The organism is Pseudomonas sp. QL9 (assembly GCF_041409665.1).
GTDB lineage: Bacteria > Pseudomonadota > Gammaproteobacteria > Pseudomonadales > Pseudomonadaceae > Pseudomonas > Pseudomonas knackmussii.
This window is the reverse complement of sequence record NZ_CP166971.1, coordinates 5,758,433-5,784,495: the sequence shown is the minus strand read 5'-3', so window position 1 is coordinate 5,784,495 and position 26,063 is coordinate 5,758,433. Positions and strand designations below refer to the sequence as shown.

Genomic DNA, 26,063 nt, shown 5'->3' with positions numbered 1-26,063 from the left:
GATGCGCAGCCTGCCGTACGGCGACTGGCCGAGCCGCTGGAGCGCCGAGCGCGCGGTGGCTGCCGGACGCGATTTCGCCGAGCTGCACGCCGCCCATGGCGGACTGTTGTGGGTTGAATTCGATCCCGCCAGCGCGCGTAGCCGCCTGTATTTCTGGCGCGATGGCGAGCGCAGCGAACTGACCTCGGCGGACGGATCGGTGCGCAGTCGCGTCTACGAATACGGCGGCGGTGCCTGCTGTTCCACCGGCGATGGTGTGGCCTGGGTCGAGGAGGGTGACCAGCAGGTGCGCTGGATGCGCTTCGGCGCGGCGCCGCGCGTGCTGACGGCTCGTCCGCATTGCCGCTATGGCGACCTGCATTACGTCGCCGCCTGGAACGCCTTGCTGGCGGTGGAAGAAAGCCACGAAGACGCCCGCGTGCTCCATCGTCTGGTCCGCCTGGATGCGGACGGCACACGGCTGGCACTGGCTGAAGGCGCTGACTTCTATGCCTCGCCGGTGGCCTCACCGGACGCCACGTGTATTTCCTGGGTCGAGTGGGACCGTCCGCACCAGCCCTGGACCCGCACGCGCCTGTGCCTGCTGCAAGGCGGCCGGCGCCGTTGCGTGGCAGGAGAGGGGGCCGACGAGGCGATCCAGCAGCCGCGTTTCGATGGCCTGGGCCGCCTGCGCTGGCTGAGCGACCGCAGCGGCTGGTGGCGTCCCGAAGGCGAGGGCATCGCCGCCGAGGGCTTCGCTTGCGCCGATCATGCGCCTGCCCCCTGGCAACTGGGTGGGCGTACCTATCTGCCGCTGGCCGAGGGTGAATGGCTGCTCAGCCGCTTCGAGGACGGGCGTGGTGTTCTCGCGCTGCGCCAGGGCAATGGCCGCGAAAGCCGGCTGGCAAGTGGCTTCGCCCGGTTCCGTGCGCTGGCTGCCGACGCCCAGCGCTTCTACTGCGTCGCCGCCGGCGAGGACCGCTTGCCGGCGCTGTTGGCCATCGAACGTTGCAATGGCCGCGTACAAGTGCTCGGCGGCGGCGAGCAACCGCTGGAAAATGCCGAGCTGTCGCGTCCCAAGGCCTTCACCTACCCGGTAGCGGGCAGCGACCGCGGCCATGGCTTCTTCTACCCGCCGCGCAACGCCCAGTGCCGGGGCGAGGCGGGACGTCGCCCTCCGTTGGTGGTGTTCCTCCACGGCGGGCCGACTTCGGCCTGCTACCCGGTGTTCGATCCGCGCATCCAGTTCTGGACCCAGCGCGGGTTCGCCGTCGCCGACCTGAACCACCGTGGCAGCGCGAACTTCGGCCGTGCCTATCGCGACAAACTGCGCGGCCAGTGGGGCAGGGTGGAGGTGCAGGACATCTGGGCGGCCGTGGCGCATCTGGCGGCCACGGGCCAGATCGACCGCCAGCGGGTGTTCGTCCGTGGCGCCAGCGCCGGCGGCTACAGCGCGCTCTGCGCCCTGGCCTTCGTCGGCGGCTTCCGCGCCGGCGCCAGCCTCTACGGCGTCAGCGACCCGCTGGCGCTGGGCCGGGTCACCCACAAGTTCGAGGCGGACTACCTGAACTGGCTGATCGGCGATCCGATACGCGACGCGCGCATCTACCAGGCCCGCACGCCGCTGCTGCACGCCGCGCGCATCGAGGCGCCGGTGATCTTCTTCCAGGGCGACCTGGACGCGGTGGTGGTTCCGGAGCAGACCGAGGCCATGGTCCGCACCCTGCGCCGGCGCGGCTTGCCGGTGGAATGCCATCGCTACGCCGACGAGCGCCACGGCTTCCGCCAGCCCGCCAACCTGGCCCACGCGCTGGATGCCGAATGGCGCTTCTATCGCGCCCGGCTCGGCGCCTGAGGCCTTGCCCAAGGTCGCATTGCATTCAGCGGCGGATGCAGTAGGCTCGCTTGAAATATTTCATAACAAGAACAAGTCCTACGATGAGCCACGACCTCAGCCTGCTGCGCAAGTTCGTCTCGCCAGAGATCATTTTCGGTGCCGGATGCCGGCACACTGTCGCCAATTACGCCAAGACCTTCGGCGCTCGCAAGGTCCTGCTGGTGTCCGACCCTGGCGTGCGCGCCGCCGGCTGGGTCGCCGATGTCGAGGCCAGCCTGAGCGAGCAGGGCATTGATTACTGCCTGTACACCGATGTTTCGCCCAACCCGCGCGTCGAGGAAGTGATGCGTGGCGCCGAGGTCTATCGCAGCGAAGGCTGCAACGTGATAGTCGCGGTCGGCGGCGGAAGTCCCATGGACTGCGCCAAGGGCATCGGCATCGTCGCTGCCCACGGCCGCAACATCATCGAGTTCGAGGGCGTCGACAAACTGCGCGTGCCCAGCCCGCCGCTGATCCTGATTCCCACCACCGCCGGCACCTCGGCCGACGTCTCGCAGTTCGTCATCATCTCCAACCAGGACGAGCGCATGAAGTTCTCGGTGGTGAGCAAGGCGGTGGTCCCGGACGTGTCGCTGATCGACCCGGAAACCACCCTGAGCATGGATGGCTTCCTTTCCGCGTGTACCGGCATCGATGCACTGGTCCATGCCATCGAAGCCTTCGTCTCTACCGGCCACGGCCCGCTCACCGACAGCCACGCGCTGGAGGCCATGCGCCTGATCAACGGCAACCTGGTGCAGATGATCGCCAACCCCAACGACATCGCCCTGCGCGAGAAGATCATGCTCGGCAGCATGCAGGCCGGCCTGGCCTTCTCCAACGCCATCCTCGGCGCGGTGCACGCCATGTCGCACAGCCTCGGTGGCTACCTCGACCTGCCACACGGGCTGTGCAACGCGGTGCTGGTCGAGCACGTGGTGGCCTTTAACTACAACGCGGCGCCGGAGCGCTTCAAGGTGATCGCCGAGACCTTCGGCATCGACTGCCGCGGCCTCAATCACGCGCAGATCCGCCAGCGCCTGGTCGAACACCTGATCGCCTTCAAGCACGCCGTAGGCTTCCACGAAACCCTCGGCCCGCACGGTGTCGGCAGCTCCGACATTCCCTTCCTGTCGCAGCACGCCATGCAGGACCCCTGCATCCTCACCAACCCGCGCGAGTCGAGCCAGCGCGATGTCGAGGTGGTCTATGGCGAGGCCCTCTGAGCCTCGACAGGATGCCCTGGCCGCACTGCTCGGCCTGGGCAGCCATTCCACCCGCAAGAGCCACTACCCGGAGCTGCTGGCGCGCCTGGAAGAGCTCGAAGCCGAGCGCAATCGCTACAAGTGGCTGTTCGAGCACGCCGTGCACGGAATCTTCCAGGCCAGCCTCGCCGAGGGCCTGCGTGCGGCCAATCCGGCTCTGGCGCGGATGCTCGGCTACAGCGATCCACAACAAGTGCTCTGGTCGCTGCAGGACATGGCCAGCCAGCTGTTCGTTGGCGGCGAGGCGGAGATGCGGCGCATCCGCGACCTGCTGCAGGAGCACGGCGGCCTGTTCGGCTATGAGACGCGCCTGCTGCGCAAGGACGGCAGCCACGTTGACGTGCTCATGAACCTGCTGCTCAAGCCGGACGAGGAGGGCCTGGTAGAGGGCTTCGTCGCCGACATCACCGAGCGCATCCAGGCCCAGCAACGGCTGCAGGTCCTTAACCAGGAACTGGAACAGCGCGTCGCCGCCCGCACGCTCGAACTGGAAACGCTCAACCAGCAACTGCGCGAGGCGCGCGATGCCGCCGAGGCGGCCAACCTTGGCAAGGACAAGTACCTGGCCGCCGCCAGCCATGACCTGCTGCAGCCGCTGAATGCCGCGCGCCTGCTGGTTTCGACGCTGCGCGAGCGAACCCTGCCGGCCGCCGAGCGGCAACTGGTGGAACGCACCCACCAGGCCCTGGATGGCGCCGAGAACCTGCTGAGCGACCTGCTCGAAATCTCCCGCCTGGATCAGAGCGCGATTCGGCCCGACCTGGAATCGCTGTCCCTTGACGAACTGCTCGGCCCGTTGGCCTCGGAATTCGACGGCGTGGCGCGATCCTCCGGCCTGCAGCTGCGCGCGCGCATCCCGGAGCTGCGGGTGCGCACCGATGTCCGCCTGATGTCGCGCATCCTGCGCAACTTCCTCAGCAATGCCTGCCGCTATACGCAGCGCGGCGGTGTGCTGCTGGCGGCGCGACGGCGCGGCGACCGGGTGCGCCTGGAAGTCTGGGACACCGGTCGCGGCATTCCGGCCGACCAGCTGCAGGCGATCTTCCTCGAGTTCAACCAGCTCGATGTCGGCCGCGCGGCCGAGCGCCAGGGCGTGGGGCTCGGGCTGGCCATCGTCGATCGCATCGCCGGCCTGCTCGGCTGCGCCGTGCAAGTGCGCTCGGTGCTCGGGCGCGGCTCGCTGTTCGCCGTCGAAGTACCGCTGGCCGACGCGCAGCACCTACCCGAGGCGGTCAGCGCCGCGCCGCGCCCCAGTACCGGCGACCCGCTGCCCGGACGGCGTCTGCTGGTGATCGACAACGAAGAGGCAATTCTCTTCAGCATGGCCGCGCTGCTTGGCCATTGGGGCTGCGAAGTGCTGACGGCCACGGACCTGGACAGCGCCATCGCGGTGCTGGACGGGCAGGCGCCGGCGATCATCCTGGCCGACTACCACCTCGACCAGGGAGTGACCGGTTGCCAGGTGATAGGCGCATTGCGCTCGCGCTTCGGCATGGACATTCCCGCCGTGATGATCACTGCCGATCGCAGCGATGAATGCCAACGCGCGCTGCGGCGGCTGCGCCTGCCCTTGCTGAACAAGCCGGTCAAGCCGGGCAAGCTGAGGGCTGTGCTCAGTTCGTTGACAGCCGGCTAGCGCCGCCTGCCCGGGGGCTGGGATTTGCAAGTGTCCGGTGCCTTGCCTAAACCTAAGGTGGCCTGCGTGCCGAGAAGTCATGCCGTACTCGCTATCGCACGCCCATGACCTTCAATGACCAAAGGGATGATGCAAATGGCTAAAAAACTGATCGGCAAGGCATTGATCTTCGGCGTGCTGAGCGCCGCCAGCCTGTTGGCGCAAGCGGGCCAGGCCGGTGGCGGCGGCTGCGGCTGGGGCAACATGGTGTTCGAGGGGCAACGCGGCCTGTTCCCGCACCTGCTCGCCACCACCACCAACGGCACCTCGGGTAACGCCACCTTCGGCCTGACTTCCGGCACCAACGGTTGCGACTCCAACGTGGTGCTCGGCTACGGCGGCCGCTCGATCTTTGCCATGAACGGCATGCTCGACAACATTGCCGAGGACATGGCCAAGGGCAAGGGCGAGTCGCTCGACGCCTATGCCACCCTGCTGGGCGTCGAAGCCAAGGACCGCGAGCATTTCGCCCAGGTCACTCACCAGCACTTCGGCCAGATCTTCGCCAGCAAGGACGCCACTGGCGAGCAGGTCTACAAGAACACCCTGGAGGTCATGAGCCAGGACAGTGTGCTCGCGCGCTACGCCCGCCAGCCCGCTGCCTGAGTTCTCCAGGTGACGACGATGCCCTCTTCGGAGGGCATCCGTTTTTCTGGAGTCGGTGAATCGAACGGTAGCGCGTCAGTGAACGACCAGCGGGAGCGCCTGTGGCGCTTCCACGGCCTCGGCCTGTACGCCTACAGGGGCGAGCACCAGGCCTGGGCGCGCGATGCCAGCGACGTGATGCGCGAAGACGGCGACAACCACTATTGCCGCTGGTTCTTTGGCGCGCTCCGAGTTGCGGGGCGCTTTCTTCAAGAGATACGGCGGTTGACGCTCTGTTCCTCGCTGAATGTCAGAACTTTCCGGCGATGTCTCCAATCGGCCCATTTTTCATTGTCAATTTCGCATTGACAACGCTGCGGGTGCAGCTTTTCCAGGATTCATGCCGCCTTGAATGCGTGACCGCGCAGCCCCTGTCGAGCCTTTAGGTGTTCTGTTGGCAAGTTAATTGAAGGTTTATTTGAACTCCTTAAGGCGAATTCTCTTCAAGGGATGTAGGAATAATCCTTAACTCTCGCAAGGATATTTTAGTGTGACCAAATGTAGCATGGCGCCTCCGATTGCCCTTCGCTTAAATGCCTTCGCCTGTCAGAAATGTCATCTGAAGTTCGGCCTGGCGGCGAAATTCCGATGGCTGCATTTGCTCTTTTAATTCCGGTCTTATTCACACGGTCACGGGAGAGCCCGGGAGCATAGGGGCTTGCAGGCGAAGCCCTTCAAGGGCTGCCCCAGCGAGCAGAGGTTCATGGCGCCTGGTTAAAGGGGCGGCCAGGTCTAGTTGAGTGCAGGCAATTTCCAGCGTTTTCTCACGCTTCATAAAGTGCGAAGGATTTCAGCTGGCCAGCGAAAACTAAAAGTGTTCGAGGGAGCGCTTTCTGAGAATTTAAGCGCTGTCTTATTGGTGGGGCATTACTTGTCCTGAAAGATGGAATAAAACGGCAAGAGGGAGTTTTGATGAGTTCCGATAGTTTCCAGAATGAAGTTCCCAAGGCGCGGATCAATATAAAACTCGATCTGCACACAGGCGGTGCACAGAAGAAGGTCGAACTTCCGCTGAAGTTGATGATCATGGGCGACTACAGCAACGGTCGCGAGCAGCGTCCGTTGTCCGAGCGCGGCAAGGTCGACATCAACAAGAACAACTTCAACAGCGTGTTGGCCGAGTTCCAGCCGGCGGTGAAGCTGGCCGTTCCCAACACCCTGGCCGACGACGGCTCGGACACCAGCGTAGAGCTGAGCTTCCGTCACATGAAGGACTTCGAGCCCGAGCGGGTGGCGCGCCAGATTCCCCAGCTGCGCGCGCTGCTGGCCATGCGCAATCTGCTGCGCGACCTCAAATCCAACCTGCTGGACAACGCCACCTTCCGCCGCGAGCTCGAACGCATCCTCCGTGACGACGCGCTGAGCGATGAGCTTCGCGCCGAACTGTCCGCACTCGCACCGCAAGACCACTAACCGCATACGAAGAGGGAAAGCTCATGTCCGCAGAAGGAACTTCCGTACAAACCAGCGGTGCCGGCGCGCAGGTCCGCGAAGGTCAGAGTGTCTACGCAACGCTGTTCGACAAGATCAACCTCAGCCCGGTGTCGTCCCTGGCCGATATCGAAGCCTTCCAGAACACCGATGCACTCTCCGAGGCGTCTGCTGACGAGCGCGTTACCGCCGCGGTCAGCGTGTTCCTCGACCTGCTGAAACAGTCGTCGCAGAAGATCGAGCGCCTGGACAAGACCTTGCTGGACGAGCACATCGCTGCGCTGGACGGGCAGATCAGCCGCCAGCTGGATGCCGTCATGCACCACGCGGATTTCCAGCACGTGGAGTCCACCTGGCGAGGCGTGAAGTCGCTGATCGACCAGACCGACTTCCGTCGCAATGTACGCATCGAGTTGCTCGACATCAGCAAGCAGCACCTGATCCAGGACTTCGAGGACGCCCCGGAAATCGCCCAGAGCGGCCTCTACGTCCACACCTACACCCAGGAATACGACACCCCCGGCGGCGAACCCATCGCGGCGGCGATCTCCAACTACGAGTTCGACCGCAATCCGCAGGACATCGCCCTGCTGCGCAGCATCTCCAAGGTGGCCGCGGCGGCGCACATGCCCTTCATCGGTTCCGTAGGCCCGGCCTTCTTCGGCAAGGAGTCGATGGAGGAAGTCGCGGCGATCAAGGACATCGGCAACTACTTCGATCGCGCCGAATACCTGAAGTGGAAGTCCTTCCGCGACACCGACGACTCGCGCTACATCGGCCTGACCATGCCGCGCGTGCTGGGGCGCCTGCCGTACGGGCCGGATACCATCCCGGTGCGCAGCTTCAACTACGTCGAAAGCGTGAAGGGCCCAGACCACGACAAGTACCTGTGGACCAACGCCTCCTTCGCCTTCGCCGCGAACATGGTGAAGAGCTTCATCAACAACGGTTGGTGCGTGCAGATTCGCGGCCCGCAGGCCGGCGGCGCGGTGACTGACCTGCCGATCCACCTGTACGACCTGGGCACCGGTAACCAGGTGAAGATTCCGTCGGAAGTGATGATCCCGGAAACCCGCGAATTCGAGTTCGCCAACCTGGGGTTCATCCCGCTGTCGTACTACAAGAACCGCGACTACGCCTGCTTCTTCTCCGCCAACTCGGCGCAGAAGCCGGCGCTGTACGACACCGCGGACGCCACCGCCAACAGCCGCATCAACGCGCGCCTGCCGTACATCTTCCTGCTCTCGCGCATCGCCCATTACCTCAAGCTGATCCAGCGCGAAAACATAGGCACCACCAAGGACCGCCGCGTCCTCGAACTGGAGCTGAACAACTGGATTCGCGGCCTGGTCACGGAAATGACCGACCCCAGCGACGACCTTCAAGCCTCGCACCCGCTGCGTGACGCCAAGGTGATAGTCGAGGACATCGACGACAACCCCGGCTTCTTCCGCGTGAAGCTGTACGCCGTGCCGCATTTCCAGGTGGAAGGCATGGACGTCAACCTCTCGCTGGTCTCGCAGATGCCCAAGGCGAAAGCCTGAACCGACGCAAGGAAGTCGTCATGAAGATCGACCGCCCCTTGTGGGTCGCCGGGGCGCTGCTGTCGCCCCAGCAGTTCCAGCAGCAGGCACGCTGGGAGGCCTGGACCAACGAATGCATCGCCCGCCTGTCCCAGGTTCACCCCTGGGGCGTGCAGGTCGCGGCATTCGACCAGGAGGCCTTGCGCCTGAACCGGGTCAAGGCCACGCAACTGCGTGTACGCCTGCCCGACGGCACACTGATCGACACCAGCCAGGTCGACCCGCTGCCGCCGGCGCTGGACCTGGCCCAGCTGCCGTCCGGGCAGGGGCGCTCGGTCGTCCTGCTGCTGGCCCTGCCGTTGCTCCAGGCCAACGGTGGCAACTGCCTGATCGGCGAGTCCCAGCCATCCCGGCCCGTTCGCTACCAACGGGAATGGCATGACGTCGCTGATCTGTATGGCGAGGACAGCCAGTCGATGGCGGTGATGCAGCACGTCCTGACCTTGCGCCTGGACAGCGACGACAACGCCGAGTACCTGACTTGCCCGATTGCCCGCCTGGTGCGGGACGGGCAGGGCGCCTGGAGCCTGGACGAAGCGTTCGTGCCGCCGCTGCTCGACTTCTCTGCCCACTCGGGGCTGCTCGCGCAGCTGGACAACCTGCTGACCCAGCTCTCCGCCAAGCGCGCGCGACTGATGGGCATGCGCCGCGAAAGCAACCAGCGCATGGCCGACTTCGCCGTGGCCGATGTGTCGTTGTTCTGGTTGCTCAATGCGCTGAACAGCTACCAGCCGGTACTGAACGAACTGGTGGCGCATCCGGCGCGGCACCCGGAGCAGGTCTACCTGGAGCTGAGCAAACTGGCCGGCAGCCTGCTTACGTTCTCCCTGGAGCACGACATAGGCGCGATCCCGGCGTATCTCCACGAGCAGCCGGAAACGGTCTTCCCGCCGCTGTTCCGGCTCATCGCCACCTTGCTGGAGGCCAGCCTGCCGTCGCGGGTCATTGCGCTGGAACTGCAGTCGCTCAGCGCCAACCGCTGGCAGGTCGCCCTGCACGACCCACGCCTGTGCGACAAGGACGGCGTCGACTTCTACCTCTCGGTGCGCTCCAGCCTGCCGGCAGCACAAGTGCAAAGCCAGTTCCCGCGGCTGTGCAAGGTGGGGGCGCCTGACGACGTCGACCAACTGGTCAACGCCGCCCTGGACGGCGTTCCGCTGCTGCCGCTCGCACAGGTGCCGGCGGCCATCCCGCTGCGCCTGGGTAACCAGTACTTCGCCCTCGACCTCGACCACGCCAGGGCCACGGCCATGTTGGCCTCCGGCACGTGCGCCCTGTATGTCCCCGGCACCCTGGCCGACGTGCAACTGGACCTCTTCGCGGTGCTCAGAACATGACCTACCCATCCGGCAAGACCGCCGCCCTGGATATCGACGCGTTGCTGCAGGACAGCTACCTGCTGGTCGTGACCCTGCGCCAGCAAGGCACCCTGCAGGACAACCTCGACCTGTGGGCGCATTGCACCGAACAGGTCGAGCGCACGCGCCGTGGTCTAGCCGAGGCCGGGGTGAGCGACCGCGTCATCGACCAGATCTGCTATGCGCAATGCGCCCTGCTGGATGAAACCGTCCTTGGCCGCGCCCAGGACGACATTCATGCGGCGTGGGCGGCCAAGCCCTTGCAAGCGCACTTCTTCAATCGCCACGAGGCCGGTATTCAGCTCTATGAAGACCTGCGCGAAGCGCTTGGCGATCCGGCGTGCGATCGACTCCTGTTGACCTGCTATCACCGCGTGCTGCTGCTGGGTTTCCAGGGCTGCTACCAAGGCGAGCGTTCCGCTGCCCGAGAGCAACTGCTGGCGGCATTGGAGGAGCGGGTCGCACCCTTTGCGCCAGCCGCTGATGTCCCGGTACTGCTGCGCGAAGAACAGTCTGGCGCGCTGCGCTTGATGTATTCGCCCTGGCTGCATCTGCTAGCCGCCGGCTCACTGGTGGCGGGCTTGTGGTGGGGGCTCGAGCACCTGCTGACCAGCACCATCGGCATGCTCCTGCTGGCGGGCGTGTAGGAGTGGACGCATGGTGCTGAAACTGACCCGTGGTCTGTGCATTTGGGCCGGCGCGCTGGCCCTGGTTCTGGTCTGCTTGTTCCTGCCGCTGGAGTCTCGCCTTCGCTTCCTGACCGCCGGGCTGGTCGTCCTGCTGGTGGCCGGTGCCTGGGTGCTGACCGGGCGCAAGGCCGCTCGCCAGCAACAATCGCTGGGCCTGCTCGCCGACCAGGCATTGCCGGAATCGAGCTATCGCCAGCCGGTGCTGCTGGTTTGTGGCGATGGTTTGTCGGCGTTGTTCGGCGCCAACGGCGATGTGCGTAAGACCGAACAGGGCTGCTACCTGCGAGTGCCAGCCGTTGAGCAACTGCCCGCATTCGTCGATGCGTTGTTGGCGCACCGGGAGCACTGGCTGCAGCAGCTCAGTGTGCTGCATGTCGTCAACGCCAGCGAAGAGAGCGATAACGCCGTGCTCGCCGGCCGCCTGCGCAGCTTTCGCCATCAGCTTGCCGTGGTGCGTCGGCGTGGCGTGCGCCTGCCTTTGCTGCTGGTCAGCTACCTGCCAACACCGGCGGCAGCTGGCACCTGGTTCTCCTGGGAACCCGGTCAAAAATGTCTCGCCGCTCGCGAGTCGGGGACGCCGCTCGACCTGGCCCTCTGGCAAAAGGGCGCCCATGACTTCGCAGGCAGAGTGAACCGCGCGCAAGCCTGCATTCAACTGAGCAGCGCGGCGTCCTGGCTGGCTCGTGACGTGCTGCCGCACCTGCAATCGAAGGACCAACGCGATCCACCATGCGCAAGCGCTGGATATGCCATTGCCATGGTCCCAGCGATACCCGCGGCCCAGCCTGGCAACCTTTGGCTGCAATGGCTGCGCGAGCGCACCGGGCTCCATACGCAGGCCAACGAGCCTGCTGAATACGCGCAGGGCTCCCTGCCGTTCCCCGATGCGCTGCTGCATCTGCTGCCGAAACAGACAGAGCACATCCCGGGACGTCGAGCCGGGGTAGCGGCCCTTTGGCTGTTCGCCCTTGCCACGGCCATCGCATTGGCCAGCTCCGCTTGGCAGAACCTGTTGCTGCTGCGCCAGGTCAGCGACGACCTGCGCCGGTTCCATGCCATCCCGCAGGCCGAACACCGGGGGCAGCCCGAGTATCAGCAGCAGGAGTTGGCGATGGCGGTACTGCGCACCGACGCAGCGCGCCTCGACCAGTACTACCGCTTGGGTGAACCGCTGCGACTGGGGCTCGGCCTGTATCGCGGCGAGCGCCTGCGTACGCCACTGCTGAGCACTATCGCCAGCTACCGCCAGCCGCCTTTGCCTCCGGAACCTAAGATTCCCGATCCGGTGCGCCTGGACAGCCTGTCCCTGTTCGCCAGCGGCAGCGCCCAGCTCAAACCGGGCTCGGAAAAGGTGCTGATCAATGCGCTGGTGGACATCAAGGCCCAGCCGGGCTGGCTGATCGTCATCGCCGGGCACACCGACTCCACCGGCGACGACGGGCGCAACCTGAAGCTGTCCCGCGATCGCGCAGCGGCCGTGCGCGACTGGATGCAGGCGATGGGCGACATCCCCGACAGCTGCTTCGCCGTGCAGGGCTTCGGCGCCCGCCAGCCGATCGGCGACAACGACACCCCCGACGGTCGCGCGGCGAACCGCCGGGTCGATATCCGCCTGGTGCCGGAAGTGGGGGCCTGCGTGCTACCCACTCAGGCAGCGGGCGGACCTCAGCGGTCGCTGCAACAGCAAGCGACCTCCATCCCTTAGTAGAAGGAACTTCACATGGCTATTCCGGTTTACCTGTGGCTGAAAGATGACGGCGGCGCGGACCTCAAGGGCTCGGTCGACGTGCAGGGCCGAGAAGGCAGCGTCGAAGTGGTTGCACAGGATCACAGCCTGTACATCCCCACCGACAACAACACCGGCAAGCTGACCGGCACCCGCATCCACACACCGTTCAAGTTCACCAAGGAAGTCGATGCCTCCAGCCCCTACCTGTACAAGGCCGTGAGCACCGGCCAGACCCTGCAGAGCGCGGAGTTCAAGTGGTACCGCATCGACGACGCCGGCCAGGAAGTCGAGTACTTCAACACCAAGCTTGAGAACGTCAAGGTCGTGAAGGTGGCGCCGAAGATGCACGACATCAAGGACCCGTCCAAGGAGAAGCACAACCACCTCGAAGAGATCGAGCTGCGCTACGAGAAGATCACCTGGACCTACAAGGACGGCAACATCATCCACGCCGACGCCTGGAACGAGCGTCAGAGCGCCTGATAGCGCCCAGTGGGCTGGCGGGTTTCCCGCCAGCCCCGGGCCTCCGGCCGCACTGAATTTCAACTCTGCCTTGCACGCAGCGAGGCACCAGACATCAGCAAGGATCGCCCCATGGCACAGCCGTCAGCCCAACTGCTCCGCCGCCTCAACCCCTACTGCGCACAAGCGCTCAGCGCGGCGGCATCGCTCTGTCAAACCCGCGCCCATCCCTTCGTCAGCATTGAGCATTGGCTGCTCAAGTTGCTGGAGCAGGGCGAGGGCGACCTGACCCTGATCGCGCGACGCTACGAGTGGGACATGGACGGCCTCTGGCAAGGCTTGCTGGAACACCTCGACGGCCTGCCACGCAGCGTGCGCAGCAAACCCCAGTTGTCTGCCAAGCTGCTGCAACTGATCCGTGATGCCTGGCTACTGGCATCGCTACAGGGCGACAGCGAAAACCTGCGCTCCATTCACTTGTTGGAAGCCCTGCTGGAGAAACCCGCACTGCTGGACTGTGAAGCCGCCTGGCCATTGCTAAGCCTCGGCGGAGCACAGCTCGAACGCCTGCTGCCGCTGCTCGACGAGCAGTCGCAGGAGCGCCCGGAAATACAGCAGCGCGTCGCGCTGAACGAGCCGGTTCAAGCCGCCCTCGGCAGCGCAAAAGGGAGCGATGCGCTGGTCGCCGAACTGGACCGCTTCACCCAGGACATCACCCTCAAGGCCAGGGCAGGGCGCATCGATCCGGTCTTCGGACGCGACGACGAGATACGCCAGGTCATCGACATCCTCGGCCGGCGGCGCAAGAACAACCCGATCCTGGTCGGCGAGCCCGGCGTGGGTAAGACGGCTCTAGTCGAGGGCCTGGCCCTGCGCATCGCCGAAGGCAACGTGCCGGACAGTCTCAAAGCCGTCAGCGTGCGCACGCTCGACCTCGGCCTGCTACAGGCCGGTGCAGGGGTGAAAGGCGAGTTCGAGCAGCGCCTGAAGAACGTCATCGACGCCGTGCAGCAATCGCCAACGCCGATCCTGCTGTTCATCGACGAAGCCCACACCCTGATTGGCGCCGGCAACCAGGCCGGCGGCGCCGACGCCGCCAACCTGCTCAAGCCGGCGCTGGCCCGTGGCGAGCTGCGCACCGTCGCCGCCACCACCTGGTCTGAATACAAGCAGTACTTCGAGCGCGATGCGGCGCTGGAGCGGCGCTTCCAGATGGTCAAGGTGGACGAACCGGACGACGCCAACGCCTGCCTGATGCTGCGCGGGCTCAAGGCACGCTACGCCAGCCATCATGGCGTACACATTCAGGACGCTGCAGTGCAAGCCGCCGTGAGCTTGTCACGCCGCTATCTCACCGGTCGCCAACTGCCAGACAAGGCCGTTGACCTGCTCGATACCGCCAGCGCACGCGTGCGCATGAGCCTGGATTGCGAGCCCCAGCAACTGGTGCGAATCAGGGCCGCACAGGAGGCGCTGGAACTGGAGCGCCAAGCACTGCAAGAAGATGCGCAGCTGGCGTGCGTCGACGCTGGCGAGCGCCTCGCCGCCATCGCTGCCAATCAGACTCAGCTTCAGCAAGAGCGCGAGGCGCTGGAGCTGCAGTACCAATGCGAGCGCACCGCGGCACTGCAGTTGCTCGAAGCGCGTCGCGCAGAGCTGCACGATCCAGCTTCCTGCACCGAGCTGCAGGCACGACTCGAAGAAGTCCAGGGCGACTCGCCGTTGCTCTCCCTGGATGTGGGCGCCCGCAGCGTCGCCGAAGTCATTGCCGACTGGACCGGCGTGCCGCTCGGCAGCCTGCTCAAGGATGAACAGGCCAATCTGCTGCAACTGGAAGCACAACTGGGCGAGCGGGTGATCGGCCAGGACAGCGCACTTGCTGCCCTTGCACAACGCCTGCGCGCAGCGCGGACCGGGCTTGCTTCCGAGAACGCACCGCAGGGTGTGTTCCTGCTGGTTGGCACCAGCGGCGTCGGCAAGACCGAAACTGCGCTGGCGCTGGCCGATTGCCTTTTCGGTGGCGAGCGCTCGCTGATCACCATCAACCTCTCCGAGTACCAGGAAGCCCACACCGTCAGCCAGCTCAAAGGCTCGCCACCGGGTTATGTCGGCTACGGCGAGGGCGGCGTGCTGACCGAAGCAGTGCGCCAGCGCCCCTACAGCGTGGTGCTGCTGGACGAAGTGGAAAAAGCCCATCGCGACGTGCTCAATCTGTTCTACCAGGTGTTCGACTGCGGCTTCATGCGTGACGGTGAAGGGCGCGAGATCGACTTCCGCAATACCGTCATCCTGATGACCTCCAACCTCGGCAGCGATCACCTGCAGGCGCTGCTGGAACAACGCCCTGAGGCCAGCGACAGCGAGTTGCAGGAACTGCTTCGGCCGATCCTCCGCGATCATTTCCAGCCGGCACTTCTGGCGCGCTTCCAGACGCTGATCTATCGGCCGCTGGATGCCCAAGCGCTCAAACGCATCGTCGCCATCAAACTCGACCAGGTCGCCCAGCGCCTGCTCCGTCACTACGGCCTTGCCTGCCGAGTGGAGGAGGGCCTGAGTGACGCGCTGGTGGCGGCCTGCCTACTGCCGGACAGCGGCGCCCGCAACATCGACAGCCTGCTCAACCAGCAGATCCTGCCGGTGCTCAGCCAGCAGCTGCTGGAACGCCAGGCTCGCCAGTGCGTCAGCCGCGCGGTGACTCTCGGCTACAGCGAAGAGGAGGGGATCGGCCTGCAATTCCACGACGCTGAAACCCAGGCCGACAGCCACGCATGCAAGGAGGCCTGAGCATGCTCGACAGCATCCGCCCGTTCTTCGATCACAGCCGCCACCAGCTCAGCGTCAGCGATCTCCACGCCCCCCTCGACGTCCTCGCCTTCGAGGGCGAGGAAGGGCTGAGCCAACTCTTCAGCTACCGCATTGAGTTCACCAGCAGTGCCGGCGATATCGCCGCCGACGCCCTGCTCGGTAAGCCCGCTAGCTTCAGCCTGTACGCGGCGCCCGACCCGACGCCGAAATTCAGCTTCAATCCCCAGCCGGTGTTGCCGCTGCGCACGCTGAACGGCGTGATCACCGCCTTCAAGCGCCTGTCCGGCTCGCGCGACGAAGCCCGCTACGAAGTACGCCTGCAACCGCGCCTGGCCCTGCTCAGCAACGGAGTGCAGTACCGCATCTATCAGAACCTGAGCATCCCGGAGATCGTCGAGCAAGTCCTGCGTCTTCACCGATTCCAAGGCTACGAGTTCCACCTCGACCTTTCGCGCACCTACCCGGACCGCGAGCAGATCATGCAGTACGCCGAGAGCGACCTGGCCTTTCTCCAGCGCCTCTGCGCGGACCATGGCATCTGGTACTGCATCCGCTTCGACGAGCGGATCAAGCTCGACGTTTTGGAGTTCCACGACTCCCAGCGCTACTACCAGCGTGACTTCAGCTTGCCGCTGCGCCCGCAGTCCGGCCTGCAGAGCAACGCCCAGGACAGCGTGTGGAACCTGCAGGCCAGCCACCAGGTGGTTGAAACCGGCGTCTTCGCCCGCAGCTACAACCCCCGCGAGGCCTGGGCCGATCTCGATGCCGAAGTCGACCTGACCCGCGGCGCGAAATCCACCTACGGCGAGGCCTACCACTATGCCGAGCCCTACACCAAGCCGGGGGATGCGTTCGCCTTCGACCACGAGCACAGCAGCGACGAGAGCTTCTTCCACGCCCGGCTGGCCCACGAGCGCTACCTCAACCAACAGACCCGCCTCTCCGGCACCAGCAGCAGCGCGATGCTGCTGCCCGGCCAGGTGCTGAAGATCGACGGCGGCGCACCGCAAGCCTTCGAAAAGGGCGCGCTGATTGTCAGTCTGACCTGCAAGGCCGCCCGCGACAGCAGCTACGAAGTCACCTTCGAAGCAATCCCCGACGCCGACCACTACAGCTTCCGCCCGCCGCCGCCCAGGAAGCCGAGCATCGCCGGCACGGTGCCGGCCCGCGTGACCAGCACGCGCAAGAACGACCCCTACGGCCACATCGATAAGGAAGGTCGCTACAAGGTCCAGTTCATCTTCGACCGCGACGCCTGGCCCGCCGGTCAGGAAAGCATGTGGCTGCGCCTGGCCCGTCCCTACGCCGGCGACACCCACGGTCTGCACCTGCCGCTGCTGGCCGGCACCGAAGTGGCGGTGGCCTTCGAACAGGGCGACCCCGACCGCCCCTACATCGCCCACGCCCTGCACGACAGCCGCAACCCGGACCACGTCAACCTCTACAACTACAAGCGCAACGTCCTGCGCACCCCAGCGAACAACAAGCTGCGCATGGACGACGAGCGCGGAAAAGAGCACGTCAAGCTCAGTACCGAGCACAGCGGCAAGAGCCAGTTGAACCTCGGGCACCTGGTAAATGCACAGCAAGAGCCACGCGGCGAAGGCTTTGAGCTGAGGACCGATGGTTGGGGGGCCATCCGCAGCGGCAAGGGCGTGTTTATCAGCGCCGACAAGCAAACCCACGCCAGCGGCGAAATGCTGCGAATGGATGCCGCGATAGAGCAGTTGAACAGCGCCCTATCGCTGGCGCGCTCCCTGCGCGCCGCAGCACAAAGCGCCCAGGTGAAGCCTGGCGACCTCGACAGCCAGATTCAACTGAATGCAGCCCTGAATAGCCTGGCCAAGCCTGGTGTACTGGTACACGCCCCTGAAGGTGTTGGCGTTCTTAGCCCCAAAAGTGTCTGTCTGTCGTCCAGCAGCGAAAGCGTGGGCGTCATGGCCGGACGCAATGTGGACCTCAGCGCAAGTCGCGACCTGACCGTGGTGGCGGGAGACTCGGTCAGCCTTCTGGCGCAGTCCGCCGGCATGCAACTCAAGGCGGCCCACGGCAAGGTCGAACTGCATGCGCGCGATGGAGACCTCCATGCTTTGGCTAGCAACGAGCTCAAGATCGAAAGCACTGCCGGTCGGGTCGAGATCAGTGCGCCCGAAGAACTCGTGTTGCACTGCGGCGGTGCCTACATCCGCATCAAAGGCGGAGATATCGAGCTGGGGGCCCCCGGCAACATCTACCTCAAGGCCGCGAACGTGCAGAAGTCCGGCAGCGCCAGCCTGAGCACGCCAGTGACGCAGCTACCCGGCGGGTATAGCGCTCGCTATGTAGTAAAGGATGACAGCCAGGCGCCCATGCCCTTTACCCGCTACCGGGTAACGACTGCGTCAGGCGAGGTCTTTAACGGCGCAACGGACAAAGACGGCAGGACCATGCTGGTTCATACGCTGCTGCCGGATGATTTGAAGATTGACTTCCCTAACTCGAAGCACTGGATCGGTTTTTCTGGGCCCGAAGGCATGAATTATGAGGGCATAAAGTGCACAGCCACTATGGATGACGGCTCTGTGCTGGAAGGTCAATTTGGGAGCGACAATACAGTCCGCTTTAACTCGATTACAGGCAGTGCTTGCAGCCAACTTGAGGTTGAAAATCTCGAACAGCTGAAAGATCTGCCGAGCGCCGCCCTTGCGATGGTTAGGATACTTGGGGAGTAATATATGGATTCATTCTATCGCAACTACTTGGCTGAGAAGATACATCCCATTCCAGACGACGCGTTGGATCGAGCGCTTGGGTCATTCGAAGGAGCGGCGCTGAAGTTTTCCTCTGACTTTATTAGTGATGCAAAGCAAAGGGAGAATTACAATTCGAATGTGAAAAGAGTTAAGGCGACGGTGCTTGAGCAGGTCAAGTCAGGGAAGGTCTCGGTGAAAGAAGCAGCTGAATTCTGCTATGAGGCACGGAACAAAATAATGGCCGAAATTCGAGCAAAAACTTCTGCGCACGGGCTGGCCATTGCGGAAGGGCGAAAGAAAATATCAAAGCCACTAGAGCAATTGTTAAACGAGAAGTCGCTTAGATTGCATGGAGAAGAATTTCTCAAGCTTGGGGCTGAACAGAAAAACTCCGTTTACTACGAGCTTATCGAATCATCTGCGCGGCCTGATGCAAGATTTAACACAATGAATAAGGTTCTTAAAGTCACCGGAAAAGTAATGATCGTAGTGACCATTGCTTATGCCGCGTATGAAATTTCAAATGCGGAAAATAAAGCCAAGGAATCAGTTGAACAAGGTACTGCTATAGCCGGAGGAATTGCTGGGGCCGCGTTGGCGAGCATGGCGGTCAGTCTAGTATGCGGCCCCGGAGCGCCTGTATGCACGATTGCATTGTTGCTTGCAGGTAGCGTCGCTGGGGGTATGGCCGCGTCAGCAACGACAGAATATTTTGATGATGAGTTGGAAGAATATACAAAGTGGGCTGTTAATTGAATTGGCGATGGCTCAAGGCTCAGGCACTGGGTGTGTATTGAGAGGTGGGGGATGGGCGCAGTTTCAGTAATTCTTTTATTTATTTTTCTAGTGGTGGCTCTCGTCCTGCTGCTTGTCTACATGGCAATTTATGATGCGCAAAAGATTGGCGAGATTTTTAGAGAGAGTCGGGTTATTTCCTCCTACTATGAAATTTGGGGCGGTGGCTCGATTGCAGGGCGCTGTACGGTACTTATGATTGCCTCAGGAGCTGTCCTTGGGTCGCGCATACATATCGCCAGGGGGGATATGTTGCCTTCGGAGCTTGATTTGCTACCAGAGAGAATCTTGATGCGTATGCGCTGTGCGGCCGGCCTTGCTTTTATTAGTTGCTCCTTGATTGTTGGGTTGTTCATTTGCGGAAAGTTCATTAAGTGAGTTGGTTTGTTATTTTTGGCTGGCGACTTAATGCGGGATGAATGGCTTTGTTGCGGTGCTTACCAATAATGGAGACAGCGCCATGAAGAATTGGCGAAAAATGCAACTATTAGACGATTGATCGGGAGCAATTAATTCGTGCCGTGGGTGTGATAACTTTTGCGGCGATTAGATGAGGTGTTCTTATGTGTGCTTATCGGTGGCTTTTTTGGGCAGGATTTGCGTGCCTGGGGCTGAGGTTAAGTGGCTTAAATTGTTAGGGCGGGTGGAGAAGTGAGGTCAGATGCCTGTCGAGGATTGCGTAGGCCCTGATTTTTTGGATTTTATTTTTTCAGGTTTGGGTTTTTAATTGTTATGAAAGTTATATTTATAATTTTTATTTTCGGATTTTCCTCTGTGTGCGCGGCTGCGGATATTGGGGTGGGTTTTTTCGAGATTTTGAGCATTGAGCAGGGTGGCCAGATCTACCTGCATTCCAGTGTAAGGCTTGATAAAAACGATGCCGTGAACTTTCAGTACCAGACGGATGCAGGCGTAACAGCGTGTTGTGGGCGGGTGGAAAGTAATGCTTTTACGTATGTAGGCCAGAGTCAAAAGGTCAGCACGCAAGCGGGTACCTACGGCTTTCTGTATCAAGCGAACTTGAAGGGCCCGGCTCTTGAAATGCCTGAGGGGTTTGGGATTGCCGTTATAAATGCCGATACGGTAAAGGGAGTATCGCCCGATAGAATTACAGCAGTTAAAGAGGGCGAGGTAATTGCCTTTGAGAAATGCTACGGAATGGAAGGCATCAACCTCTACGAAAAGAGCAGGGGGCGCCTGCTGGAACATCTGTATTTCTATCTGAACATTGATATCGAGCCTACTTGCCCTTGAGCGTGGAGTGGCTGCACGGTTGGCCAGGTATGAGTGGCTCTTTTTCTGCAATAACGCTAATGGCTGCTGCTTTCTAGGCAACCAAATTTCTTGGCTGGAAACTGGTTCGAAGTTGGGTGAAGTTTTAAAGGACTGACATGACCGACAGAAAACATCGTACGGATACCGTGACCTCTACCAAAACGGTACGCGGAGGCGAACAGCAATCGAGTTGGATTGAATTCGTGCTTCTCGATGAACTGGGCAATCCGCTGGCAAACATGCCTTATCACGCGGTGAATGAGGCGACTCGGGCCCTGTGCGCGCCCGAGTGCTCGGGCCAGAGCGATGCCAAGGGCGTCATTCGAATCGAGGGCTTGCATTCGATCGCTGTCACCTTGCTGCTGACCGCCGACCCGCTGGCCAAGGAACTGCAAACCCGTCACTTAAGGGCGATGCGGGCCGAGGCGCCAGTCGAGCGGCTCTATGCTTACACCTACGAGGCGCCGCCAGCGGGTTTTTCGCCCGTCGAGAAAGAGGCGCGGGCGGCAGGGCACCAGTACCACTACCTGCGCATCGGCCAGCTGTGCGACCGCCTGCCCAAGTTCGATCCGCCGCTGGCGAACAAGCAAGAACTGCCCGGCTTCCATTTTCCGGACCCAACTTTCTCCGGCTTCACCGTGCCCGCCGAGCAACTGGATCGTCGCCACGTGCTGGAGGTCTGCCCCTTGCGCGCCTGGCAACTGGTGCTGCACCACCAGACCGACTACAGCATGGTCAACGCCTACAACCTGGGGCTGATGGCCAACCTTTCCTACAGCACCGTGGTGCATGACAAGCGCAAGCAAGGCCGCAAGGTCCATCCGGAAAAGGAATTCGGCGCGGTGGAAGAGTTCTTCCTGCGCCAGTGCCTGGACCTGTCACGCACGCCGAAGATGCTCGACACCAAGGGGCAGCAATTCCCCGCGGTGGTGGTGGATGTGCCCTTCGACGAGCGCTACACCACCGCGGTGATGCTGGACACGCTCGACGCCACGGCGCCCCAGGGCGCCCCGGACACGCCCCTGCTCGTCATCGAGAACACTCAGCTGTTCTACGCCAGCAACCAGAAGCAGGTGCTGGTGGCCTGGCGTGGCACCAACGAACCCCTCGACTGGCTGACCGATGCTCAGTACCGCCCAAGGCCAGCTGATGGCTCCGGATGCGACGTGAAACGGCCCGGGAATCAGTGCACCTTCCTGACCTCAACGGGTAGCGTGCATGACGGTTTTTTGCAGGCGTTTGAGATCGCGAAGAAGCTTTTTTCAACGCGATTCCTGAAAATTGAACAGCAAATAGCGAACAAGAAGCTCTTTATTTGTGGTCATAGCCTCGGTGGCGCATTGGCGTTGATCCATTCCACAGAGCTACGGAATTCGACCCCTGTGCTTTACACCTACGGCATGCCCCGCACCTTCACCCAGAAGGCCGTAGAAAGCCTGGGCGACGTTACCCACTTCCGCCATGTGAACGATGCCGACACCATCACCAGCGTACCGCCGGAAGCCGAGCTGGATAACGCGCTGTACGAGGCCTTCGGCCCCCTGGGTACATCCCTGGGCTATGCCTGGTCGTTGCCCGAGCTGGTGGCCAGCAAGCTGACGGGCTTCGGCGACCCCTATTGGCACCACGGCAAGCTCGCCATGCACTACCGCGCCGACCAGCACAGCGTGAAGCGCGGCTCGAACTACCCGGCCTACCAGAGCAAGGAGGGCCTCGGCGCGCCTTACTACAGCACCATCAGCATGCCGCTGCCCGAGCGTGCCTTCCTCTACCTGGTGCCGAGTCTGGACGACGCGCAAAGCCGCTACGCCGGGGACGAGCAACGGGCGCTGATGAAGAAGTTGGACAAGGAGAGCATGCGCAACTACTTCCCGCCGCACACAAACCCTGATCGCAGCACCAGCCGCACCAACCCTCTGGATCACTCGATGATCGATGACTATCTGCCGTTCTTGCACAACCAGTTGCTGGAACTGAGCGACCCTGCGCGGCCGCTGGAGCGCAAGGCGCAACGCGAGCGCTTCGAAAAGCAGACCTATCACCCAGGCTCTCCCGAGGCGGAGCGGCAGCGCAACCAGCACTTCCTTGCCTTGCAGAAGCTGATGCCCATGACCGTGCGCATGACCCAGGAGATGGAGGGCGGCCCTGAGGCATTGCAGCGTTTCTGCCGGGAGCAGGAGGCCGGCGTACCCATCGAGATCATGCGGGCACGGCCTCGGGGGCAGGCGGCCCCGTCAGTCGAGACGGACCAAGCAAAGGAGCTGACGCCATGAACCCGTGTTCCCTTATCCCTTCCACCGTCTGCGGTCTGTTGCTGCTGGTCAGCCTGGGCGGTTGTGCGCAAACCCGGAACCATGATTTTTCGCCGCCACCGGGCGGGGAGACTGTCAGCGTGACGGTGAAAGTCCCCAAGGACTTGGCTGCCGACACCATGCGGGTGATGTACCGCTCGGAAAAGTGCCCGCTCACACGCTCCGACGGTTCCGGTGGACGTTATGAGATCGATGGCGCCCATGCCATCGAAGTGGTGCCACAACGCCAAGGGCAGAGCGATCTCTACCAGGCCCAGTTGCCTCGGGATGGTGGCGGCACCTGCCAGTGGAAGTTGAGCAATGTGACTTTTGGCGTGCATTACCAGAACACTGCGCGCTTTGGCGAAAACGTCCTGCCTGGCGGCGGGGGGGGGGTGATTGTGATCTTCGATGACAATCAGCCTCAGCAAAGGTCGCTGCTAGAAGATCCTGAGGAGGTAAGTGGAGATCTGTTGATTAGGAAGAATTATTACCCTTGGGTGGACGAGCAATTTCTTATTCGCCATGAAAAGAGAGCATGGCTGCTTGGCGATGACGATATTTTTATTACTTACAAAGCCATACATGCGAAGAATGTGATCTTTGAGCCCTATTTGCACACGAATAGCGTGGTGTATTCAGTCGGTCCTAAAATTAAAAAAGACGGTAATTACACGCAGATTACCTACCCCGATGGAACTGCCATTGCCGATGGCAGTAGTGAGCCCAGCTTTGAGAAGTTGGAGGCTATCCGATTGGGGCGCGGTCAATGATGCTGTCTTCGCCGCCGGAAGCCGAGCTGGATAACGCGCTATACGAGGCCTTCGGCCCCCTGGGGACCTCCCTGGGCTATGCCTGGTCGCTGCCCGAGCTGGTAGCCAGCAAGCTGACGGGCTTTGGCGACCTCTATTGGCACCACGGCAAGCTCGCCATGCACTACCGCGCCGACCAGCACAGCGTGAAGCGCGCCTCGAACTACCCGGCCTACCAGAGCAAGGAGGGTCTGGGCGCGCCTTACTACAGCACCATCAGCATGCCGCTGCCCGAGCGTGCCTTCCTCTACCTGGTGCCGAGTCTGGACGGCGCGCAAAGCCGCTACGCCGGGGAAGAGCAACAGGCGCTGATGAAGAAGTTGGACAAGGAGAGCATGCGCAACTACTTCCCGCCGCACACGAACCCTGATCGCAGCACCAGCCGCACCAACCCGCTGGATCACTCGATGATCGATGACTATCTGCCGTTCTTGCACAACCAGTTGCTGGAACTGAGCGACCCGGCGCGGCCGCTGCAGCGCAAGGCGCAACGCGAGCGCTTCGAAAAGCAGACCTATCACCCAAGCTCTCCCGAGGCGGAGCGGCAGCGCAACCAGCACTTCCTTGCCTTGCAGAAGCTGATGCCCATGACCGTGCGCATGACCCAGGAGATGGAAGGCGGCCCCGAGGCACTGCAGCGTTTCTGCCGGGAGCAGGAAGCTGGTGTGCCGATCGAGATCATGCGGGCACGGCCTCGGGGGCAGTCGGCCCCGTCAGTCGAGACGGACCAAGCAAAGGAGCTGACGCCATGAACCCGTGTTCCCTTATCCCTTCCACCGTCTGCGGTCTGTTGCTGCTGGTCAGCCTGGGCGGCTGTGCGCAAACCCGGAACCATGATTTTGCGCCGCCACCGGGCGGGGAGACCGTTAGCGTAACGGTGAAAGTCCCCAAGGACTTGGCTGCCGACACCATGCGGGTGATGTACCGCTCGGAAAAGTGCCCGCTCAAACGCTCCGACGGTTCCGGTGAGCGCTATGAGATCGATGGCGCCCATGCCATCGAAGTGGTGCCACAACGCCAAGGGCAGAGTGACTTATATGAGGCTCGGCTCGCACGAGATGGCGGCGGTGCCTGCCAATGGAAGTTGAGCAATGTGACTCTTGGAGTGCATTACGAGAATACGTCGCAGTTTGGGCGGAAAGTGGAGTATGCGGGCGGGGGAGAGGTAATTATTATTTTTGATCTGAATATGCCTCAGCAGCAAAGTATGTATGGGGTTGTAGATATAGATGGAGATGTGCTGGTTAGGGAGGAGTACTTTCCCTGGCTGAGCGAGATATTTCTAAATGGTCACCGAGAAATTATAGAGTTACTCGGTTCGCAAAAATTTTTAACTTACAGGTCGCTATCTGCTCGGAAAGTTGCTTTTGAGCCAGTGTTTTATTCGAATATGGTTGTAAAAACTATTGGTGTGAAGAGTTTTGGTGAGGGTGAGAAGGCAGAGAATATTTATCCTGACGGTACCAGGGAGTTTGCAAACTCTGATCCAAATATCGAAAGGCTTAAGGAGATGGTAGGTAAGTAGCGAGGAATTGATGCCATGAACCAGTGTTCCCTTATCCCTTCCACCGTCTGCGGTCTGTTGCTGCTGATCAGCCTGGGCGGTTGTGCGCAAACCCGGAACCATGATTTTTCGCCGCCACCGGGCGGGGAGACCGTCAGCTTTTGCTTCAAGCAATAAGAGGTGATTTTTAATGTGGAAAAAGATTGTATTCGTGTTTTTAGCTTCAGTATTGAGTGGCTGTACTGGCACGACAGATATTAATGGCAGTATCGCGCATCATCCTGGCGCCAAAAAAGGTAGTGAGAATACATATTTCATCGACTTCAATGGCCATGAGATCGTCAAACTTGCACCTGGGGCAAGATTCTCCGCAGGCAGGAAGGATGCTACACGGGGAGTGGCTAATAAAAATGGTGAAACTGGTGTATTCGTTGTCAAGGGTGACTTGAAGGATAAGGACTATCAAGTGATTCCAACCTATCGCGACTATATCTATGGCGCCTCGTACGCCCTAAAGGACGATAAAGGCGAGCCTAGTCCTTTTACCAAGTACACCATCATCAGTCAGTGCGACCAGAAAGATAGGTATACGTCGGTGAGCGATGCGCGAGGCAATACGGTGCTCTTCACCACGGAAAAGCCCTGCGACATTTTAATTGAGTTTCCTGACGCGCTGTGACCCTGCAGTATTTTTATGCCTAAACGACTTGTTTGGCCGCCGCAGCGTGCCTTCTTCTATCGGATACCCGACCTGGATAACACGCAAAATTACTATGCCATGAACAACTTTCCGCTTCTCTTTCGCCGGCCGCAACGACAACCCCTGTGGCTGCGCGTGCAAGACCGTTTTTTCTAGGCGCTTTTGTTCTCATAAGGATTTGAAGTTTATGTCTCGAGGTTTTGTATTACTGGGCGACAAGACCACCCACGGTGGCCAGGTCATTTCCGCGTCTTCCACCCAGCAAACGTGCGGTAAGCCGGTTGCGCTGGTGGGCGATCTGGTCAGTTGCCCGATTCCCGGTCACGGCGTAAATCCGATCGTCGAGGGCTGCGCGGATTGGTCCGAGAACGGCCGCGCCCTGGTGGTCAACGGTTGCCTTTGCGCCTGTGGCTGCCAGGTAATTTCCAGTGCCCCCGATTGGGCGGTGGAGTGACCC

General features: G+C 61.9%; 22 protein-coding genes. All 22 read left to right on the top strand.

From position 1 onward, the window contains the following. The first annotated feature begins 1 nt into the window (after position 1). The 22 genes from ACA097_RS26870 to ACA097_RS26765 all read left to right on the top strand — a co-directional run bounded on the left by ACA097_RS26870 (position 2) and on the right by ACA097_RS26765 (position 26,060). Complete coding sequence (locus ACA097_RS26870; protein ID WP_371367277.1) at positions 2–1,834, top strand: prolyl oligopeptidase family serine peptidase; 1,833 nt, start codon at positions 2–4, stop codon at positions 1,832–1,834. 83 nt (positions 1,835–1,917) lie between these two features. Further along, complete coding sequence (gene ercA / locus ACA097_RS26865; RefSeq protein WP_371367275.1) at positions 1,918–3,081, top strand: alcohol dehydrogenase-like regulatory protein ErcA; 1,164 nt, start codon at positions 1,918–1,920, stop codon at positions 3,079–3,081. After that, positions 3,065–4,756 (top strand): NahK/ErcS family hybrid sensor histidine kinase/response regulator, encoded by a 1,692-nt coding sequence (locus tag ACA097_RS26860; protein ID WP_371367273.1) that lies wholly within the window; start codon positions 3,065–3,067, stop codon positions 4,754–4,756. The genes ercA and ACA097_RS26860 overlap by 17 nt, the downstream gene beginning before the upstream one ends. A gap of 135 nt (positions 4,757–4,891) precedes the next feature. Continuing rightward, positions 4,892–5,401, top strand: coding sequence for a DUF3015 domain-containing protein (locus tag ACA097_RS26855; RefSeq protein ID WP_371367271.1), 510 nt, complete (start codon positions 4,892–4,894; stop codon positions 5,399–5,401). Between the two features lie 18 nt (positions 5,402–5,419). Continuing rightward, the gene (locus ACA097_RS26850; RefSeq protein ID WP_371367269.1) at positions 5,420–5,749 is read left to right on the top strand and encodes a hypothetical protein; all 330 of its coding nucleotides are present in this window, start codon (positions 5,420–5,422) and stop codon (positions 5,747–5,749) included. Between the two features lie 603 nt (positions 5,750–6,352). Then, entirely contained in the window at positions 6,353–6,853 is a 501-nt protein-coding gene (gene tssB / locus ACA097_RS26845) for a type VI secretion system contractile sheath small subunit (RefSeq protein WP_371367267.1), read from the top strand. Positions 6,854–6,876: 23 nt separating this feature from the next. Then, a complete protein-coding gene (gene tssC, locus ACA097_RS26840; protein ID WP_371367265.1) occupies positions 6,877–8,415 on the top strand; it encodes a type VI secretion system contractile sheath large subunit in 1,539 nt (512 codons plus the stop codon). A gap of 20 nt (positions 8,416–8,435) precedes the next feature. Then, the gene (gene tssK, locus ACA097_RS26835) at positions 8,436–9,791 is read left to right on the top strand and encodes a type VI secretion system baseplate subunit TssK (RefSeq protein WP_371367263.1); all 1,356 of its coding nucleotides are present in this window, start codon (positions 8,436–8,438) and stop codon (positions 9,789–9,791) included. Then, positions 9,788–10,459, top strand: coding sequence for a type VI secretion system protein TssL, short form (gene tssL / locus ACA097_RS26830; protein WP_160287191.1), 672 nt, complete (start codon positions 9,788–9,790; stop codon positions 10,457–10,459). Before tssK ends, tssL begins: the two co-directional genes overlap by 4 nt. Before the next feature lie 10 nt (positions 10,460–10,469). After that, the gene (locus ACA097_RS26825; protein ID WP_371367260.1) at positions 10,470–12,206 is read left to right on the top strand and encodes an OmpA family protein; all 1,737 of its coding nucleotides are present in this window, start codon (positions 10,470–10,472) and stop codon (positions 12,204–12,206) included. Between the two features lie 15 nt (positions 12,207–12,221). Next, entirely contained in the window at positions 12,222–12,713 is a 492-nt protein-coding gene (locus ACA097_RS26820; protein ID WP_160287193.1) for an Hcp family type VI secretion system effector, read from the top strand. A 111-nt stretch (positions 12,714–12,824) separates the two neighbouring features. Next, entirely contained in the window at positions 12,825–15,476 is a 2,652-nt protein-coding gene (gene tssH, locus ACA097_RS26815; RefSeq protein WP_371367258.1) for a type VI secretion system ATPase TssH, read from the top strand. 2 nt (positions 15,477–15,478) lie between these two features. Beyond that, complete coding sequence (locus ACA097_RS26810; RefSeq protein ID WP_371367256.1) at positions 15,479–18,208, top strand: type VI secretion system Vgr family protein; 2,730 nt, start codon at positions 15,479–15,481, stop codon at positions 18,206–18,208. 3 nt (positions 18,209–18,211) lie between these two features. Further along, complete coding sequence (locus tag ACA097_RS26805) at positions 18,212–18,985, top strand: hypothetical protein (RefSeq protein ID WP_371367254.1); 774 nt, start codon at positions 18,212–18,214, stop codon at positions 18,983–18,985. Between the two features lie 51 nt (positions 18,986–19,036). Beyond that, positions 19,037–19,402: a hypothetical protein gene (locus ACA097_RS26800; RefSeq protein WP_371367252.1), complete on the top strand. Its 366-nt coding sequence runs from the start codon at positions 19,037–19,039 to the stop codon at positions 19,400–19,402. A 354-nt stretch (positions 19,403–19,756) separates the two neighbouring features. Beyond that, positions 19,757–20,278: a hypothetical protein gene (locus ACA097_RS26795; RefSeq protein WP_371367250.1), complete on the top strand. Its 522-nt coding sequence runs from the start codon at positions 19,757–19,759 to the stop codon at positions 20,276–20,278. A gap of 137 nt (positions 20,279–20,415) precedes the next feature. Beyond that, entirely contained in the window at positions 20,416–22,572 is a 2,157-nt protein-coding gene (locus ACA097_RS26790; protein WP_371367248.1) for a lipase family protein, read from the top strand. Then, a complete protein-coding gene (locus ACA097_RS26785) occupies positions 22,569–23,363 on the top strand; it encodes a hypothetical protein (protein WP_371367246.1) in 795 nt (264 codons plus the stop codon). The genes ACA097_RS26790 and ACA097_RS26785 overlap by 4 nt, the downstream gene beginning before the upstream one ends. After that, positions 23,360–24,154 carry a hypothetical protein gene (locus tag ACA097_RS26780; RefSeq protein ID WP_371367244.1) on the top strand — a complete coding sequence of 265 codons (795 nt, stop codon included), beginning with the start codon at positions 23,360–23,362 and terminating at the stop codon, positions 24,152–24,154. Before ACA097_RS26785 ends, ACA097_RS26780 begins: the two co-directional genes overlap by 4 nt. Then, positions 24,151–24,927: a hypothetical protein gene (locus tag ACA097_RS26775; RefSeq protein WP_371367242.1), complete on the top strand. Its 777-nt coding sequence runs from the start codon at positions 24,151–24,153 to the stop codon at positions 24,925–24,927. Before ACA097_RS26780 ends, ACA097_RS26775 begins: the two co-directional genes overlap by 4 nt. Before the next feature lie 169 nt (positions 24,928–25,096). After that, entirely contained in the window at positions 25,097–25,585 is a 489-nt protein-coding gene (locus ACA097_RS26770; RefSeq protein WP_371367240.1) for a hypothetical protein, read from the top strand. Positions 25,586–25,793: 208 nt separating this feature from the next. Continuing rightward, complete coding sequence (locus tag ACA097_RS26765) at positions 25,794–26,060, top strand: PAAR domain-containing protein (protein WP_371367238.1); 267 nt, start codon at positions 25,794–25,796, stop codon at positions 26,058–26,060. The last annotated feature ends 3 nt before the right edge of the window (positions 26,061–26,063 follow it).